Source organism: Pseudooceanicola aestuariicola, assembly GCF_045763785.1.
Lineage (GTDB): Bacteria > Pseudomonadota > Alphaproteobacteria > Rhodobacterales > Rhodobacteraceae > Pseudooceanicola.
This window is the reverse complement of the sequence record NZ_JBJGSF010000007.1, coordinates 61180-77816: the sequence shown is the minus strand read 5'-3', so window position 1 is coordinate 77816 and position 16637 is coordinate 61180. Positions and strand designations below refer to the sequence as shown.

Sequence of the window (16637 nt, the reverse complement as noted above, 5' to 3'; positions counted from 1 at the left end):
GGCCTGAAGGCGGGCTGCTTCTTCTTCCATGTTGGCGTCGATCATCGACCCGATGCCGCTGTCCAGACGGTCGGACAGTTCGCCAAGGAATTCCTTCTGGGTCTCGATGGACCGTTCCGCAATACCAAGCGACGTGGCCGACGCGATGGCGGCGGACAGCTGTGCTTCGGCGGTCTGAAGCGCGGTCTGCTGCGCACCGGCGGAATCCGCGGCGGTCAGGTCGATCGCGTCCAGTGCAGTCTGGATCGCACCCAGATCCTGCTGGGCGAAGGTCATGGTCGTGGTCGAAATCGAACCCGAAGCGGAGCGCGAAATACCCGTCACAACGGTGACGTTCGCGGTCGAGTTCACGTAGTCGGTGCCGTTGAAGGTCGACTGTGCGATCGTGGTGGACATACGTGCCACCAGTTCGTCCAGTTCGGCCTGTACGTCGGCGCGGACTTCTTCGGTACCGCCCTGCGCAAAGGCAACACGTTCAGCAAAGTCATTCGCCAGATCGACCAGCGTCTCGGCGCCAAGGCGCGCGGTGGACACGGCGTTCTGCTGCAGCGTCAGGTTTTCGTCGATCGCTTTGAACATGCCGCTGTCGCCGGCCATGGTCTTGGAGATCGAGAAGTATGCTGCGTTGTCTTTACCCGAGGCGATTGCAAGACCGGTCGAGATCTTGCCCTGGGTGTCCGACAGGCTGGTGTTGATGTTGCGAAGGGTGGACAGCGCCGTCATTGCGCTGTGGTTGGTCAGGATGGAGGACATGTTCTGCTCCGAATTTTTTTATTCTTCGTCTTCGGATTTCTTCCGAGAACGGGCCTGCCCGTGAGATGCAACTAACAGGCGAATTGGGGCAGAAATAAGAAAATTCTAAAGCGATTGGTCGAAATGTTGCGAAGAGGTTGACGGCCTGCTCTTTTTTTCACCGTCCGGACCATAGGTTCCGGACAGGGAATGACGGTCGCGAATGCGGTCCAGCTCATCGATGATGGTGCTGGTCGCTTCGGTCATTTTCTCAAGTAATGCGTGATCCTGCGCGATCAGCTCGCGAAGATCGGCCAGTTTCGTGCGCAGTTTCGCGGCCTCTGGATGGTCTTCCAACAGCGGGCGCGGCACGGCAAAGGCGTCTTCGACCTCGGCCAGCAGCGCGGCTTTTTCTGGGTAAAGGGCAGTGACTTCAGCCAGCCTACCACCTGTGATTGCGGCGATTTCGTCACGCAATACACGCGACAGGCGATCAACCACGGAAAGGGCCTGCGCCATCGAGGTCATGACAGTCCCCCATTTGATGCCATCGCGGCGCGATAGGCGCCAATACTTTTCTGCACGCTTTGTGCAATCCCGGTTGTGCCTTGTTCGGCCAGCTCTTCCGCGTAGGCCTGCGCAAGGAAGGAACGCCAAGTGTCTTCGGCAAAGCCGCCGCCAAGCGATCCCATGTTCACGGTCTTCAGCATTTCGTCCATCACCTGGCTTAGAAACACTGCTTCGAATTCCTTGGCCGCGGTTTTCATCGGGTCGGTCGCCGTGGGCGACTGGCGTGTCAGTTGCGCCTGCCCCTGTGCTAGCGCGGTCAGTGTCGTGCCGGGAATGTCCATCGCTGCGTCCCCCTTAGATGATCTCTAGATCCGCGTGCAGCGCGCCCGCGGCCTTGATGGCCTGAAGAATTGAAATCGTCTGGCTTGCGGTGACGCCGATGGCGTTCAGCCCGTCGACCAGCCGCTGCAGTGATACGTCGCCTTCGAGGATGGTAAAGTTCACCTCGGCTTCCTGTACCTGCACTTCGGTCTGGGGCACGACCACCGTGGTGCCGCCGATGCTGATGGGTTCAGGCTGGCTGACCTCGATGTCTTCGCGCACGACCACCGTCAGCCCGCCTTGGCTAACCGCGACCTTGTCGACCCGCACATTCGATCCGATCACGATGGTGCCCGACCGCGCGTCGATCACCACCTTGGCCACGCTGTCCGGCTGGACCATCAGGTTTTCCACCGCTGCCATCATTTCCGGCGTGTCGCCTTTGTCGTGGCCCACGACCTCGATCGTGGTGGAATCCAGCACCTGCGCCGTCCCCGGCCCAAGCGCCGCGTTGATCTTGTCCGCCACGCGATGCGCGGTGGTCATGTCGGGCGACCGCAGCGCAATGCGGAACGACCGCAGGGACTTCAGGTCAAAGTCAATCTCGTTTTCGACCGTCGCGCCGTTTTCGATCCGCGCGACCGTGGGCACGCCTTCGACGATGGACGCATTGGCCCCCTGCGCGGCATAGCCTGCCACGGCAATCGGGCCCTGCGCCACGGCGTAAACCTCGCCATCCGCGCCGGACAGTGGGGTCACGATCAGGGTACCGCCCCGCAGGGACGACGCATCGCCAAGCGACGACACCACCACATCAATGGTCGACCCCCGCCGCGCAAAGGGCGGCAGCATGGATGTCACCATGACGGCGGCTGTATTCTGGGTGCGCATGTTGTCTTCGGACAGGTTGCCGACGCCAAGGCGTTCCAGCATCCCTTCGATCGACTTTTCGGTAAACGGGCTGTTGCGCAACGTGTCGCCCGTTCCGTTCAGACCAACCACAAGGCCATAGCCCACCAGTTGGTTTTCCCGCACCCCTTCAAAGGATGCGATGTCCTTAATGCGCACATCCGCATGTGCAGCGTTAATTGCCGGAGATACGGCAACAATTAAGGCGAGAACTGCTCTGATAACCCGCATGACCTGTTTTCTTTTCTTTGTTTGCAAGGATTATTGCAGCAATTGTGGCAAAAAGACAAGAATAGAATTTCTCTCTCCATGGTTGTGCATAGATTTGCTTGACGCTCACGGCGGCGTGTACGTACAGTGTATGAAAAACACAAAAAGAGGCCGATCTAAAAACAAGGATCGGGGAGCAGTATGCATATTTATCTTTACGAGCCGCGCGCGGATCGTCTGAATGGACTCATGGCTGAACTTCGATCTGCAAAGATGAAGCCAGTCCCGATCCAAGCCACCTTCTTTCGCGGTGAGCTGGGTCTTTTAAACCGCGGTGGCCACGAAGACCGGCCCTTCCTGATCGCGGAAAATCCCGAACTGATGGAACAGATCACCGCCCTGCGCACCGCAGGATGTTCCAACCCGATCATGGTGATGCGCGACTTCCGCAACTCTCGTGACACCGCCGCCGCGCTGGACGCTGGCGCCGACGACGATCTGGTCATCCCGGTCAAATCCATCGAACTGAAGGCCCGGATCAATTCGATCCTGCGCCGCAGCCACGGCCACAGCGCCGAAAGCATCGAAGTGGGTGAAGTCATCGCCTATTTCGACGGCCGCGACCCCGAAGTGTCGGGCGCGACGGTCAAACTGTCCCGCCGGGAACACGCGATTTTCCAGCAGCTTGTGCTGAACGCCGGGCGCGTCGTGTCCAAGGGGTCGATCTACGACGCGGTCTACGGCATGTCCGAGGATCAGCCGTTCGACAAGGTGATCGACGTCTACATCTGCAAGATCCGTAAGAAAATCGATCAGGCCGCTGAATCCGGCCACAACTACATCGAAACGGTGCATGGGCGCGGCTACAAATTCTCGGCCGCCGCGGATGAAATGGGACGTGTCGGCGGGATGTGATCCCGTTCGCCACCTTCACAAATGAAAAACGCCCGGCCTGAATGCCGGGCGTTTTCAATTATGGGGTCTGGTCACAGTTTATGTGTACCAAAGCGCGTGGTCGACGTTAAGGGCAGCGTCCGGCCCGAGGGTGGGCGCGAAAGCGCCCGCCCATGGGGGCGGGTCGGGCGCTGCCCGGCGTTGCCGCCGGGCGGGACATTTGGTCAAAGCTAGCGCTTAGACGCGCTTAACCGCCAAATCACCGCATGAAGTTCAGATACGACAGCTGCATCAACCGCGAGGTCACGGCATAAGACGCCTGCAACTGTGTCTGCATCGAGGTCAGGCGCGTCGCGGCCTCGTACGGGTCAACCGCCTCAAGTTCCGAGATGTGCAGCGACAGCACTTCGATCTTGCCGGACATCCGGTCGTTGGCATCCTCGACCAGCTTTTGCATCGTGCCGGTCCGCGTCTCCGCGTTGAGAACCGAGTTCACGCCAGACCCAAGCGCACCTGCCGCCGCCTGCACCCAAGCTTCATAGGCATCGTCGTCGCCGATCTTGGCCGGATCGCCCGACGCCAGCATCGCCAGCCCGCGCATCAGATCGCGGAACCCCTGATCGTTGCCCTGCACACCATAGTTGATGTCCAGGGATTCATCGATCTGCGCCATCATCCGCGGATTGGGATTGCCCAACCCGTCGGTCAGCGGTGTGCCGTTGAAAAACGTCTCGTCATAGGCGTGGTTCGGATCGGTGGGCGTGCCGTTGAAAACGGCGTCAACCTCGGCCAGTTTGGTCGCCGCATCGGCCGCGTTGGTGATCCCACCACCCACAATCGACGCCATCACATCCGATGGGCTAAGCCCCGTGGTGCCATCCGCATTGCCCCAGGAATTCATCGGCGCGCGGTCACTGTCGACGCCGCCGAACAGCGACTTGCCGTTGTAGGACGAATTCAGGAAAGACACGATCGTGTCGTAGGCGTCCTTGGCCATGTCCTTCAGGTACTGCGGCCGCGACGATGACGCGTCGGTATTGGTGATCGTGGCGGTCAGAACCTCTTGGGCCGCTTCGCGCATGTTGCCAAGCGCGGTGGCCATCAGGTCCAGACGGTTCTGCAGGAAGGTGTTGGATTCCACCCGGCCCTGCGTGCGTTCATAGACGGCCCGCGCGCTCATCGCTTCCATCGACCGGGCGCCAAGCGCAGCAAAGGGATCCTGATGGCGGCCCGTCGCCACCTCGGTTTCCGCCTTCATGATCATGGAAGACATGTTGTTCGTCGTGCGCTGCCGGGACAGCAAAGATTGCAAAGACGAAACATTCTGAACGTAAGAGACCATGGCTTAACTCCTCACACCAGGTTCAGCAGGGTGTCGATCATTTCCGATGCGACCCGCAGCGCCTGAGAGTTTGCGTTGTAGGATTGTTCGATCAGCGTCAGGTTCTGCAATTCCGTGTCGATGTTCACCCCCCGCGAATTCAACCGCGCCTCGCGATAGGTTTCGCTGCTGGCGACCAGCGCCGTCAGGGATTTTTCCGCATCCACCCGCCGCGCCTGCTGCTGCGAGAAAATGCCGGTGGTGAATTGCATCAGCGTGGTGCTGGCCCCCTGCCCCGCGGCAGGATCGAACGACAAGGTGCTGTCGAAGAAATTCAGATAGGCCAGGATCTGCGTGTTGTCCGATTGCGCCCCGGGCGTCAGCGCGCCCAGACCATCGCGGATCAGGGTCAAATCCCCGCCCTTGTGCGGGTTGACCGCATCGTTCACGGAAATCCGTCCCGCCAGACCGGCCGTCGGGCTTGCCGCAATCGCGGCGCCTGCATCGGTGAACAGACCCGGCTGGCCGACACCAAGGCTGGTGTCCGCATCTTCGAACCCTTCGATCAGGGCGCGGGCGACTTCGTCCAGTTCCAGCTGCTGCTGCGGAACGATGTCGTTCAATAGAATGATGTGACCCGCCAGCGCCCCTTGGTTCGCGCCGCGCCGTCCGGTTTCGCCCGGCGTCACGTCTTCGTCCCCGGAATAGAGCGTGCCGGTTCCGCGATCAAAGCTCAGTTCGTTCACATGGCCCGCGACGACCAGCGTCTGCCCGCCCGCCGAATGGACCGAGGCGCGGCCTTCCGCGTCATAGCTGACCGTGATCTCCATGATCGACGCCAGCGTATCCAGCTCGGCCGAACGGCGATCTTCCAGCGCGGCATAGGTTTCAGTGCCCGCCGTGGCGCGTCCGATATCCGCGTTGATCCGCGCCAGTTCGTTCATCGACGCGTTGGCCTTTTCGATCTCGGCCTCGATGCCTTTGACGGCGGTGCTTTGCAGCGTGATCAGCGCCGAATTCGCACTGTTCAGACCCGAAGCCAGCGATTTCGCCGACAGGAACACCTCTTGCTGAAGGCTCGCATCGCCGGGATCGTTGGACATCAGGCCAAGGTTGTTCTGGAATGCCGACAGCAGGTTCGGGATGCTGGTTTCCGTGTCCAGCGTGCCAAGCTGCGCGGTGTAGACCGCCAGCGAAGATGCCATGGCATCCTGCTTGCCCGCATAGGCAATCTCGGTCCGGTAGAGAGCATCCATCGTGTTATCCATCGCCCTCTGGATGCCCAGAACCTTGACCCCGCCGCCGACGCTTTCGGTGACGCTCAGGCTTCGGTGCGAATAGTTCTCGTCCTGCGCATGTGCGATGTTGCTGGACACCAAAGAGGCCCGCTGCGAATTCGCAAGCAGGCCGGTCCGGCTGGTCAGGATTGCAGATATGATGCTCATGGACCTTATTCCTTCTGGAAGTGGCCCGCCGCGCTAGGTTTCTACCCGCGCGGCGCCCTTAGGTTTAACGCTTCAGACGAACCGTTTCGTCCAGCATCTCGTCCGCCGTGGTGATGATCTTGGCGTTGGACGAGAAGGCGCGCTGTTTCTGGATCAGTTCGGTCAGTTCCTCGGCGATATCCACGTTCGAGGATTCAACCGCCCCGCCCGTGATCTCACCTGCGGTGCCTGCACCGGCCTGTGCCAGCGTGAAAGACCCCGACGCTTCGCTGACCAAAAAGGTGGCGTTATCGGCGGTGGTCAGACCGTTGGCATTGGGAACCGTGGCCAGCGGGATCTGGTACAGCGCCCGGCGCATCCCGTTGTCGAAGATGCCATAGACGATACCGTCACTGCTGATCTCGGCGCGGGCCAGCGACCCGGATTGGGTGCCGTCTGCGTTGCCGACCAGCGGAACATATTCACCCGAGAACTGGGACAAACCGCCAAAGGTATTCGGCGCGCCCATATCGACGTTGATCGTCTGCGGCGTGGAGCCGTTGTTGATCGTCACGGTCGCGACACCGGTCGTCGTGTCAAAGCTGAAGGCCGCCGGGGCGGTCGCCATGCTGCTGACGCCCGAGAAGGCCGACGGCGTGCCCGCCAGCGCGCCAGAGTCGTTAAAGTCCGCCGTCAGCGATCCATAGGTCGTGCCGTTGGAATCCGACACCGTCAGATCCCACTGGTTCGGGGTCGAGGACGGCTGCCAAGCGAACTGCAGACGTTCAGCCGCGCCAAGTGGCGTGAAGTATTCGATGGACGAAATGAACGGATCGCCCGGAATGGTCAGCCCGGTTTCCTGGCTGGGCAGGTTGCCCGTCAGTGTCATTTCCGAGGTGGGGTTACCGGCGATCGACATCTCGGCAATGCGGACGGTTTCCAGACCAGAGAACTGGTTGCGGTCCACAACGCCAAGCGACCCGGTTTCATCATAAGGGAAACCGCCAAGGTACATGCCCGCGGCGTTCGTCAGATACCCTTCGCTGTCGGGCTGAAAGTCGCCCGCGCGGGTCAGGTAATGCTCGGGCTCGCCCGTGCCGTCGTTGACGTTGCGCGTCACGGCAAAGAAACCGTTGCCGCTGATGGCTAGGTTCGTCGCAGCGCCCGTCGACAGTGGCGTGCCGTCTTGGTTGTTTTCGTGAATGATCTGCGCCTTCACACCCGAGGCAGACACAGTCCCCGTCGGGTTCGTCGCGCCACTGGTCAGCATCTGCGCAAAGCTGCGGCGGAAACCATAGGTGTCAGAGTTCGCGATATTGTAAGAGATCCGCGCAACAGCCTTCGAATTGGCCATAAGTCCGCTGACCCCAGACATCATTGCCTGTGAGATACTCATTTATACTGCCCCCGAGTTTTTTATATGGGTTTGGTTTTACTCGACCCATGAAGTAGGCAGGGCACTTTTCATTTAGGTTAAAGAATTGGGAATTTTGGATCCGGCGCTAAGTTTGCCCAGATCTTCGTTATTCTTCGCTGTCCTTCTGGACTGCTTAATTCGTGTCGGGCACGACCATGTCGACGGTGTCCAAGGCTTGGGTCGCGCTTTGCATCCGCTTCCGCGCGGTGTCTTCGCGCAGCGGCCAAAGCTGCGCCGCCGGATCCATCAGCCCTTCGGCAATGGTGCGCCATTGCGGGATCCCGGTCAGTTCCGGGAAATCCTGACTTAGGCGCATCGCCATGTCGAAATCCTCGGACCGATAGGCCGACAACAACAACCCGATCGCATCTTCGAATGGCAGCTCCTGTCCGACCTGATCCCACATGTCGGCATAAATATCCTTGGCCTCGGCCCAGTCTTCGCGGCCGAAATAGGCCTGCGCCTTCAACCGCAGGAAATCGATATCGGGCTTGGCAATCGCCGTCTGCAACACCGCACCGGACTGGCCTGTGCTGGCGTATAGCTTGGCCAGCAGTGCGGTCCGCTGGTCCTCCAACTCGGCAATGCCGGCGCGCAGGGGTTCGCGCAACACGGCCAGCGCGTCTTCGTACTGACCGCCCAGTTCCAGCGATCTGGCCTGTTTCAACCGCAGCTCGTCCAGCCGCTGATCATCGACCTCGGCCAGCCCCAGATCCCGCGCCACGGCCAGATGATCATGCACCGCGCCATATTCCTGCGCCGCAACAAGCGTAGAGCCAACGGCCAAGAACCGATCCGCGAACTTTTCGCCCTGCATGTCGAACCCGGCTTCGAACCGATAATCCGGCGCGATCTTGCGGTGCGCCATCAGGAAATCCGACAAAGGCATCTCTCCGGTCGCGCCGTCGGCGTAAATCTCGTTGATCAGCGCGCGGGCCTTCTGCCGGGTCAGCCCCGCATCCAGATGCCCCGGATAGCGATCAAGGATCGAGGCATAGGTATAGACCGCCGCGACCTTATCCCCGTCCGCCCGATCCAGCGCCGCCAGATCGTTCAGCACGGCCAGCGCATATTCATCGCCGCGCCACAGGTGGCTTTCCCGATCCAGCAGTTCGCGCGCCTCGGCGATTTTCATGATGTCGTGGTGCAGGCCCATCGACACCACCGCCGTGCGCGCTCGGTGGCCGTAAAGGGAATGTTCCTCTCCGGCCCGCGTGTAGCTGTCAAAGGCCGCGACCAGATCGCCCCCGGCCTCGGCCGCGCGGCCCAGAAGATAATGGAACGCGCCGCTGTCGCTCAGTTCGGCATGGCGGCGGAATTCCAGCGCCACGTCCCGCGCAACGCGCCAGTCCTCGGTGGCAATCGCGGCTTCCAGCACACCGGGCAGGATCATCGCACGGTAGCGGGCGGGCAGTCGGTTCATCCGGTCCCGCACAACGCCCAGCCCCTCGGCCGCGTCATCGAACCGATAGTCCCGGATCAACTGCAACGTCTTGAACATTGGCTGATCGGGCCATTCCGCATAGGCGGGCGTCAGTAATTCCTGCGCCGCTTCGGTCAGCCCACGGTCACGTGGATCGACCAGCCCCAAGGCCAGCTCCAGCACCGCGCGGCGGAACTTTTGCGTGCCGCTTAGGTTGGCGCGGTCCAGACCTTCCAGAACCGACAACCCCTCAGGCCCCTGACCATGCCGATAATGCAGCCGCGCCAAGGCCAGCATCGTATCGGCCATCTCGTTGCTCATGCCCCATTGCGCGGCGGGCTTGTCCATCGCGCGGGACATGGCGTCGATGATGGTCCGCTTTTCCTCGATGAACGGCCGGTCGGTCCCCGGCGTCTGATACAGCATCTGCGCGGGCACCGCCCACGGGTCAGAGGTCTCGGCGCGTCGGTCCGGCTGTGATTGCACATGCGTATCGCCCTGCGTCAGCGCGGGGCTGGCAAGGAATGTGCCAAATAGGCAAATGGATATGCAAAGATAGTTGCGCAACAATTGACTTTAGTTCTTGGAGGTGCTTCTATCATTCCAAGAAAAATGCCGCCACCGCAAGAAAAACTAATGGATAGGCGGGTAAAATCAGGTTGAGACCGGGCAGAGGATCTCTCAAATGGACAACACCACGTATGTGGCATTGTCGCTGGCGCGTGCTATGCAGCGCGACCTTGACGTCACGGCGAATAACATCGCCAACGCGAATACGGCCGGATTCAAGGCCGAGCGGATCATCTTTTCCAGCTACCTTCATCCCGACGAGGGCCAAGAGGTCGGCAAAGGCACCAACTTTGTCGTCGATCAGGGGTCCTACCTTGATAAGACGCAGGGCGCGCTGACCCGCACCGACAACCCGCTGGACGTGGCCGTCAAAGGCGACGCCTTCCTGTCCTACCGCACGCCCGAAGGTCAGGTCGCCTATGGCCGCGACGGGCAACTGGCGCTGGACCGCAACGGATACCTTGTGACGCTGTCCGGCGCGCGGGTTCTGTCCGAAGGCGGCAGCGACATCACCATTCCGCCGGGGTCGGGCCAGATCCTGATTTCCCCCGACGGCACCATTTCCTCCGAAGAAACAGGCGTACTGGCCAAGATCGGGGTCTTCGACGTGCCCGACATCCAGTCCTACCTGCGGCTTGGAAATTCGATGCTGGTTCCGCCCGACGGGCGCGCCAGCCTCGCCACCCCCACACAGACCAGCGAACTGGCACAGGGGCAAATCGAATCCAGCAACGTCTCTCCGATCTCCGAAGTGACGCGGCTGATGATGATTCAAAAGGCCTATGACAGGGCCACGAAACTCATGACCACCGAAGACGACCTGCGCAAAAACATGCTGCAGCGACTTGGCCGTGCGTCAGTATGAGAATGAGGTAGCAGAATGAAGGCACTTGGTATCGCCGCAACCGGCATGATGGCGCAGCAGACAAACGTCGACGTCATTTCCAACAACATCGCAAACGCATCCACGACCGGGTTCAAATCCGCCCGCGCGTCGTTTCAGGATCTCGTCTACGAAAACCTTCAGCGCGAAGGGGCGCAGACCTCGGATCAGGGCACGTACCTGCCCGTCGGCATCGACGTCGGCTTTGGCGTGCGCACCGCGGGTACCGTGCGGCTGAACACGCAGGGCGGCTTGTCCCAGACCGAGAACCAGACCGATCTGGCCATCGAAGGCCGCGGCTACTTCATCGTGAACATGCCCGACGGCAACGCGGCCTACACCCGCGACGGCAACTTCCGCCTGAATGCCGAAGGTCAGCTGGTCACCCAGCAGGGCTATGAAATCAACCCCGGCATCGTGGTGCCCGAAGGGACCACCCAGATCGAGATCGGGGAAACCGGGATCGTGTCGGCCTATGTCGGCAATGACACCCTGCCCACCCAGATCGGACAGCTGACGCTGGCGACCTTTATCAACGACGCCGGGATGCGCCCCTTGGGGAACAACCTGCTGGCCGCCACCGTGGCCTCTGGCGATCCGACGCAGGGCAACCCCGGTGACGCCGCCGTGGGCATCCTGCGGCAGGGCTATGTCGAAAATTCCAACGTCAACATCATCCAGCAGATCACCGACCTGATCTCGGCCCAACGGGCGTACGAGATGAACTCCAAGTCGATCGAGACCGCTGACCAGATGATGACGACGGCCAACCAGATCCGCTAACCCCGGGGGTAACCGATGAAAAGCTTTCTCTATTATACAGTGATCGCGCTCTTCTGTTTTGTCCTTCCGGGCGCGCTTCTGGCCGAAGACGTCACAACCCTGATCGAAGAACGCGCCCGCGACCGCTTTGGCGCCGAACTTCCCGACAACGCGGGCTTTCACATCACCACCCCCGACGGCGCGCCCGAACAGGCGGTGATGCTGTCGGCCTTCTGGATGAACAAGGACACCGGCCGCTATCTGGCGAACGCCGTGCTGGAAGACAGCCGGGTGATCCGTCTGGAAGGGCTGGCCATCGCAACGCTGAATGTGCCGGTGCCGCTGCGCCGTATGCAGCCGGGCGACCGGATCAGCGCCGAAGACCTTGGGCTGGTGAAACTCCCCCTCGCCCGCGTGGGGGCCTTTACCGTCACCGACAACGAAGACCTTGTGGGCATGCAGGTGAAACGCCTGCTGACCCAAGGCCGCCCCATCATGACCCAGTCGATCACCAAGCCGGTGATCATCGGGCGCGGCGACCGCATTTCGATCCGCTATGACGACGGGCTTTTGTCCCTGTCGGCCCCCGGTAAGGCGCTGGACGACGCCTACAAGGGGGAAGAAGTGCGCATCGTAAACCTCGTCAGCAATACCTCCCTGACCGGCGTGGCCGTGGAAAAGGGCATCGTGGAGATCATCCGTTGAAACTGAATACCCCTCGGGTCCTACCTCAGGCGTTGCGCCTGACGATCTCGACCCTCGCGATCACGGCCGTGGCCGCCTGCGGCGCCGACCCTCTGGGTCAGGACCCAAAGATGTCCGGCATCGAGATGTCGCCGCAAACCATGCCCGAGGTCGCCCGCGTGCAGGTGCCCATGCCCCCGCCCGAGGTCGCGCGCCCGCTGGAACGCGGCGAACAATCCTCCTTGTGGCAGCGCGGCTCTGGCGGTTTCTTTGCCGACCAGCGCGCCACCAAGGTCGGCGACATTCTGACGATCCTGATCGACATCGACGATCAGGCCTCTCTGTCGAACGCGTCCGACCGTGAACGCTCTGGCTCGTCCAGCTTCACCAAGCCGACGTTCTTTGGCTATGGCAAGAAACTGCACAAGATCCTGCCGGGCGTCAGCGAAAGCGATCTCGGCACCAATCTGGTGGAAACAGAATCGTCCACGCAGGCGGGCGGGTCGGGCAACATCAACCGCAATGAATCAATTTCTCTAAAAGTGGCAGCGCTGGTCGTGCAGATGCTGCCGAATGGGAACTTAGTTGTGGCAGGCCGGCAGGAAGTTAAGGTCAATCAAGAGCTGCGGGAACTGCGTGTCGCGGGCATTATCCGTCCGCAAGACATCAACATGAACAACACTATTCCCTATGAAAAGATAGCCGAAGCGCGCATCACCTACGGCGGCGAAGGCAGCATTTCACGCCAGCAGGTTCGCGGATATGGCGAAGGCGTGGTGGACATAGTCTTGCCCTATTAACCCTAGAAATTGCCCTGATCCGAAAAAACTGTCGCCTTGATCAAGGGCCATAAAGACACCTGAGAACACAATTCCTCGGGTGTCGAGATGAAGAAGTTACAGATTGTTATGGCGGCGGTTCCGATCGCATGTGCCGTGGGCGGTTTCGGTGCCGGTCATCTGATGGGCGACAATGGCGCGTCCACGCACAAGGCGATCCCAGCCCCCCGCAGCGCGGCCGAGGCGGTTCTGCATTCGCTTGCCGAACAGCAGGATCAACACGCGGTCACTGCAGCTCCGGCCTCTGGTCATGCGGCCAAGCAACACGGCAGCCAAGCAGGGGATCACGGCGAACAGCATTCCGCGCTGTCCGCCCCCGAAATGCTGTACCGCGCCGCCTATACCCCCGGTCAGGACGACGCCCCGATGCTGATCCAGGCACAGGCTAAACCCGACATGCACCGGATCGATTACGAAAAGCTCGCCATGATGGAAAAGCGCGCCGCCCAAGAGGCCGCTTATGAAGCCGCGCGGCTGGAAAACGAAAAACGCATCGCTGAGATGATGGAAAACCCCGAACCGGCCCGCACCGCGCACCCGTCGCTGTTGCCGCTGGAATCCGAGGCCAAGATTTACGACGACGCGCTCAAGCTGATTGCCGAAACCGATGAACACGTGGTCAAGCTGGGCCGCCTGACGATCCCCGTTCAGGGCGCCGCCGCGACCACCTATTTCGTCGCTGACTTTGGCGTGTCGGTCACCGATCTGGACCGGGCGCAGTTCTATTACGAAGGTGAAAACGCCGCCCGTGTGCGCGATCAGGTCGTGATGACCATGCACCACCTTGCCGAAACGCAGCTTCTGCGCGGCAAAGAGGTGGACAGCGTCGCGCTGGCCGAACGCGTGGCCGAAGACCTGCGCCAGAAATTCTTTGGCGTCGAAGACTTCATCTTCCTGTCGCTTTACAAAACCGACGTCCCGCGCGCCTGATCCCTTAGGCCCTCGCGGGCGTTATTCGACCGCCGCGACAATATCCGCCAGCGCCGTGCCACCATTGTTCAGGTGCAGCAGCGATTGGCCATTCTGCAACGTCAGCCGTTCCACCACCGCCTTGGTATAGGCGGTCGCGGGCAGCACGTTGCCCTCGGGGTCCGTGGCGATGATTTCCGCCGTATAGATCCCGTCGTCCAGCGGCAGACCTTCGGTGCTCATCCCCGACCAGTTCACGCTGTGCAGCGATTCCCCGGTGGTATCGAGGTTTTCAATCTGCGCCACGGAATTGCCCGCGCTGTCGCGGATGATCGCGCGCACCTCGTTCGCGGTGGTGCCCAGAACGTAATCAAAGGTCCCCTGCCCGTTCGCCAGATCGAACAATTGCCCCGGCACGCTGACCTGACGCCCGATCAACCCCAGATCCGTCGACAGACCCGCGCTGGACAGCTGCGATGCGATCGCCTCCAGATGGCTGTTCGTCGTGATCGATTGTTCGACCTGAGACAATTGCGCCAACTGCGACACAAAGGTCGTGCTGTCCATCGGCTCCAGCGGGTCTTGGTTGGTCAGCTGCGCGGTCAGCAGTTTCAGGAACGACTGGTAATCGGTGTTCAGCTTCTGCGTTGCCGCGGCGGACATCGAGTCAATCGATGACGTGACCCCTGTGGTGGCGTTAGTAATATCGACCATTCTCGGGTCTCCTTATGTCAGCACGTTCAGGCGGCCATCGGCGTCGATCGCCGGCTGCGTCTGATCCGTGACCTCGGTGTCGTCTTGCGGCGCGTCGTCCAGCGTCAGGCGCGATGCGACCTGTCCGGCCGCGCCATTGTCTTGGCCAAAGCTTTGTCTTTGCTGTCCGAATTCTTCGAACGACATGGCGCTTTCGTCGACGCTGCTGCCGCCGTCACGCAACAGCCCCGCCAGCATTTCCCGGTCAGACCGCATGGCGTTCAGCACCGCCGGGTTTTCCGCCCGCAGAACGACGCGCAGCTTGCCTGCCTCGTCGGCGGCAATCTCGACCTCGATCTTGCCCAGACCCTGCGGCGACAATTCGATCCGCGTGGTGCCTTCGCTAAAGCTGACGCCGCGGATCTGACCCGCCAGATTGCGCGCCAACCCATTCGAGGGCGCGGGCGGTTGCTGCGGCGGGGCCGAGGTTTCGGCGACCGACGCGATCAAAGGCGCGGCGGTGGGTTGCGGGGCGGACAGGATGGCCTGCACTTCGGGCGGCAACATCCGGTCGGCGGGCGCGGCCAAGGCCTGCGCCAGCAAAATCTTCACCGCATCAGGCAAGGGCGTCGCCGGGTCCAGATTGGCCAGCTCTGTGCTGACCGACGGATCCGTCAACATCGCCGCGATCTGGGATTTCAACGCGCCCTCTCCGCCCTCGATCATGGCAGATGCGTCACTGGCCGGACCTTCACCCGCAACCATGCCAAGCGCCTCGCGCAGGGTGGGGATCTCGACCTCGGTCAAATCCGTGCCCATCACAGTGGCCGCCCCATCGGACAGGCCCGCGCCGTCAACGCCCGTCAGCAACCCTTGGGCCGCCTGCGACAGCATCGGGCCTGCGCCCTCCAGCGCCGTCAGATCCAGATTGCCCAGAACCGACGACACATCGGCCAGCGTCATCCCCGCCTGCTGCAACATGCCATCCAGCTTGGCCATCATGTTGCGCGCCCAGTCGTTCAGCGCCTCACCCGGCACGATCATGCCATCGGGGAACGCCTCGGCCAGCGCGTCCTGCGCCTCACCCCGGAACTTGCCCAGCAGCGTCGCCAATTGACCCAGCTTGCCGGTGGGGCCAGTGCCCTCGGCCATTTCCTCGGCCGCGACGACCCGCGCCAGCACGGCGGCGAACCCGCCTGCGTTGGCCCCATCCGACGCCGCGCCTTTGGATTGACCCGCGGCCTTGTCCAGCCCCGCCGTCGATTGGAAATTCAAAAACCCGATCATCGCTGACCCCCTGCCCTTAGTTCAGCATCGCGCGGTGAAACCCGCCATCCAGCAACAGGCGGCGCAGGCGCGTCATGGCCCGCCGCTCTACCTGGCGCAGACGATCACGCGACATATCCATTGCATCCGCCACATCCTCCAGCGACTCGGGCACCGGCTGCAGCTTGCGCCGCCGGATGATCTCGGCCTCTTCGTCGTTCAGACTGGACATGGCGGTTTCGATCAGCCGTCGCTGCACTTCGTGCAGGGATTCAGCCGTCGCCGTTTCTTCGGGGGTCAGATCAGCGCTGATCAGCGCATCCATCATCGATGCGGTGCCATCCCCCATCGGCGCGTCAAGCGCGACGATCCCGGTCATGGCCATGGCGACGACATTGGTGTCCACTTCGTCCAGCCGCCCGCCCCGCATTTCCGTCACGGCGCGAACAGGCACATCGATGACGGATCTGATCCGTGCGGCGGCCGTGGTGACCCCGTTCATGACCCACCATCCTGCGTAGGTCGAGAAACGTACATCCTGACAAAGGTCAAAGTCGTCAGCCGCCCGGATCAGGCCAAGGATACCCTCGGCCGCAAGATCCTCTAGGTGTACGGGGTTGTCCGTATACCGTGCCGCCATCGACCACGCCTGCCGAGCATGAGACCGGATCAAAAGCTCTAACGCTTCGCGGTCACCATGATCCTGCCAACGCCGGATCGCGTTTCGTTCTTCATCTATTTCCAGTAACGGGACTTTTGCCGCCGCCTGGACACTGTCGGGCATCATTTCGTGTGCCTGCTTTCCCTGCCAAAAAAGCAAGTACAGGAAAGCACAGTTTTACAATTCATCAAAGAATTGTTTGATTAAAG

17 protein-coding genes are annotated in these 16637 nt (G+C 61.4%); 6 read left to right on the top strand and 11 right to left on the bottom strand.

Annotation, left to right across the window (positions count from 1 at the left end; translation table 11 throughout):
- The 4 genes from ACI3GR_RS17990 to ACI3GR_RS17975 all read right to left on the bottom strand — a co-directional run.
- The coding region (locus tag ACI3GR_RS17990) for a flagellin N-terminal helical domain-containing protein (protein ID WP_407496451.1) at positions 1 to 753 on the bottom strand (753 nt) is incomplete at its 3' end.
- 105 nt (positions 754 to 858) lie between these two features.
- Positions 859 to 1260 (bottom strand): hypothetical protein, encoded by a 402-nt coding sequence (locus ACI3GR_RS17985; RefSeq protein ID WP_407496450.1) that lies wholly within the window; start codon positions 1258 to 1260, stop codon positions 859 to 861.
- Positions 1257 to 1583 (bottom strand): rod-binding protein, encoded by a 327-nt coding sequence (locus ACI3GR_RS17980; RefSeq protein WP_407496448.1) that lies wholly within the window; start codon positions 1581 to 1583, stop codon positions 1257 to 1259. The genes ACI3GR_RS17985 and ACI3GR_RS17980 overlap by 4 nt, the downstream gene beginning before the upstream one ends.
- A gap of 13 nt (positions 1584 to 1596) precedes the next feature.
- On the bottom strand, positions 1597 to 2703 hold the full coding sequence (locus ACI3GR_RS17975) for a flagellar basal body P-ring protein FlgI (protein ID WP_407496446.1): 1107 nt from the start codon (positions 2701 to 2703) through the stop codon (positions 1597 to 1599).
- A gap of 180 nt (positions 2704 to 2883) precedes the next feature.
- Here ACI3GR_RS17975 and ACI3GR_RS17970 point away from each other — a divergent pair, with 180 nt between their 5' ends.
- On the top strand, positions 2884 to 3597 hold the full coding sequence (locus ACI3GR_RS17970) for a winged helix-turn-helix domain-containing protein (protein ID WP_407496445.1): 714 nt from the start codon (positions 2884 to 2886) through the stop codon (positions 3595 to 3597).
- Between the two features lie 238 nt (positions 3598 to 3835).
- Here ACI3GR_RS17970 and ACI3GR_RS17965 read toward each other — a convergent pair whose 3' ends face one another.
- From ACI3GR_RS17965 to ACI3GR_RS17950, 4 genes are all read right to left on the bottom strand, one after another.
- Complete coding sequence (locus ACI3GR_RS17965) at positions 3836 to 4918, bottom strand: flagellin (protein ID WP_407496443.1); 1083 nt, start codon at positions 4916 to 4918, stop codon at positions 3836 to 3838.
- 11 nt (positions 4919 to 4929) lie between these two features.
- Positions 4930 to 6342, bottom strand: a complete 1413-nt coding sequence (gene flgK / locus ACI3GR_RS17960; protein WP_407496441.1) for a flagellar hook-associated protein FlgK — start codon at positions 6340 to 6342, stop codon at positions 4930 to 4932.
- 64 nt (positions 6343 to 6406) lie between these two features.
- The gene (locus ACI3GR_RS17955) at positions 6407 to 7717 is read right to left on the bottom strand and encodes a flagellar hook protein FlgE (protein WP_407496440.1); all 1311 of its coding nucleotides are present in this window, start codon (positions 7715 to 7717) and stop codon (positions 6407 to 6409) included.
- A gap of 154 nt (positions 7718 to 7871) precedes the next feature.
- Positions 7872 to 9728 carry a hypothetical protein gene (locus ACI3GR_RS17950; protein WP_407496439.1) on the bottom strand — a complete coding sequence of 619 codons (1857 nt, stop codon included), beginning with the start codon at positions 9726 to 9728 and terminating at the stop codon, positions 7872 to 7874.
- Positions 9729 to 9846: 118 nt separating this feature from the next.
- Here ACI3GR_RS17950 and ACI3GR_RS17945 point away from each other — a divergent pair, with 118 nt between their 5' ends.
- From ACI3GR_RS17945 to ACI3GR_RS17925, 5 genes are all read left to right on the top strand, one after another.
- Positions 9847 to 10596 carry a flagellar hook-basal body complex protein gene (locus ACI3GR_RS17945; RefSeq protein ID WP_407496437.1) on the top strand — a complete coding sequence of 250 codons (750 nt, stop codon included), beginning with the start codon at positions 9847 to 9849 and terminating at the stop codon, positions 10594 to 10596.
- A 15-nt stretch (positions 10597 to 10611) separates the two neighbouring features.
- A complete protein-coding gene (flgG, locus tag ACI3GR_RS17940) occupies positions 10612 to 11397 on the top strand; it encodes a flagellar basal-body rod protein FlgG (protein ID WP_407496435.1) in 786 nt (261 codons plus the stop codon).
- Positions 11398 to 11412: 15 nt separating this feature from the next.
- On the top strand, positions 11413 to 12081 hold the full coding sequence (gene flgA, locus ACI3GR_RS17935; protein ID WP_407496434.1) for a flagellar basal body P-ring formation chaperone FlgA: 669 nt from the start codon (positions 11413 to 11415) through the stop codon (positions 12079 to 12081).
- Entirely contained in the window at positions 12078 to 12860 is a 783-nt protein-coding gene (gene flgH / locus ACI3GR_RS17930; RefSeq protein ID WP_407496432.1) for a flagellar basal body L-ring protein FlgH, read from the top strand. Before flgA ends, flgH begins: the two co-directional genes overlap by 4 nt.
- An 87-nt stretch (positions 12861 to 12947) precedes the next feature.
- On the top strand, positions 12948 to 13829 hold the full coding sequence (locus ACI3GR_RS17925; RefSeq protein ID WP_407496431.1) for a hypothetical protein: 882 nt from the start codon (positions 12948 to 12950) through the stop codon (positions 13827 to 13829).
- A gap of 21 nt (positions 13830 to 13850) precedes the next feature.
- Here ACI3GR_RS17925 and ACI3GR_RS17920 read toward each other — a convergent pair whose 3' ends face one another.
- Genes ACI3GR_RS17920 through ACI3GR_RS17910 form a run of 3 tightly spaced genes read right to left on the bottom strand, consistent with a single transcriptional unit; the run spans position 13851 to position 16551 of the window.
- The gene (locus ACI3GR_RS17920; RefSeq protein ID WP_407496429.1) at positions 13851 to 14522 is read right to left on the bottom strand and encodes a flagellar hook assembly protein FlgD; all 672 of its coding nucleotides are present in this window, start codon (positions 14520 to 14522) and stop codon (positions 13851 to 13853) included.
- 12 nt (positions 14523 to 14534) lie between these two features.
- A complete protein-coding gene (gene fliK / locus ACI3GR_RS17915; RefSeq protein ID WP_407496428.1) occupies positions 14535 to 15788 on the bottom strand; it encodes a flagellar hook-length control protein FliK in 1254 nt (417 codons plus the stop codon).
- 16 nt (positions 15789 to 15804) lie between these two features.
- Positions 15805 to 16551 (bottom strand): sigma-70 family RNA polymerase sigma factor, encoded by a 747-nt coding sequence (locus ACI3GR_RS17910; RefSeq protein ID WP_407496426.1) that lies wholly within the window; start codon positions 16549 to 16551, stop codon positions 15805 to 15807.
- Positions 16552 to 16637: the final 86 nt, after the last annotated feature.